The following is a 974-nucleotide window of genomic DNA, read 5'->3' as shown; positions in this document are numbered from 1 at the left end:
CAAATAATATAATTTGAGCTAACAATACTCCCCAAATTACATGAGCATTAAAGGCAGCAGGGGCAATCTCGTCTAAACTAACCACAGCAACAATATTCACTATAGTAAGTCCCAGCGCCCCCCCCCTACTTACTACGCCTAAAGCCAACAGTACCGGAAAGATTATTTCCCCTGCGGTACCTAAATACGCGGCAAGTTCAAAGGGAATAAAAGGCACGTGGTACTCTTCTTCAAACAAAAATAATGTCGAACTCCAGTCTACTAATTTAGTGAGCCCAGCAGTAAAAAATACCCACGCAACATACAACCTTGCAGCCAATAATGCGATGGGCTGCATAAAATTAAGGCGGTTGCTGACGCTTTGGTATAGTCTAACGATGTGTTGGATTGATACTGACATAAGTTTTTCCTTTATAATACGAAAGATATTAAGGCTATTTAATACCTTTAATTAGATTTAGATCTATTGCTTGCCCCAACCATTGCGCAAAGTCGAATATTCCCTCAGGCATATCATCTAATGCGTGACCAATGCTCTTACCGGCCATTAAATGTGTTAACCACAGATATTCGTCGTCTGACAACTCTCGAAGTTGGGCTATTAAATTTGTTCTATAGATGCATATATGTTGTGTAAAATCCGTTTTTGCCAATTTTTTCAAAGCTTGAGTCAGGTATTGCTTGGCTAGCTCCTCGTCATCACCGGCATCGTGTGTTTTTTGATGCGCCAACCAAAATTCAATAACTGGAAAACTGGACGTCATAAGATAACAAGACTCGGAAAAATCGATATACAATTCATCTAAGTGAGCCGATGTTAACAGTACCAAACTGCCAGAATCGAACACAGAGTCGTTAGCCCGCATGCTGTTATGTCTCAACCAGTCCAATTTCGCTAGATCGCTAACGAAAGGGTAAGTCTCTAATTCAGGTTGCATCTCTAAAAGTTTGGCAAACTCTGCTCCCCAAACGGC

2 protein-coding genes are annotated in these 974 nt (G+C 41.0%); both read right to left on the bottom strand.

Going from position 1 to position 974, the window contains the following annotated elements:
• The coding region (locus H5202_RS23380; protein WP_182774102.1) for a DoxX family protein at positions 1-400 on the bottom strand (400 nt) is incomplete at its 3' end.
• 34 nt (positions 401-434) lie between these two features.
• Positions 435-974: hypothetical protein (locus tag H5202_RS23375; protein WP_182774101.1), on the bottom strand; the 540-nt coding region annotated here is incomplete at its 5' end.

This window comes from Shewanella sp. SG41-4, assembly GCF_014164505.1.
Lineage (GTDB): Bacteria > Pseudomonadota > Gammaproteobacteria > Enterobacterales > Shewanellaceae > Shewanella.
This window is presented reverse-complemented; position numbering and strand designations above follow the sequence as displayed.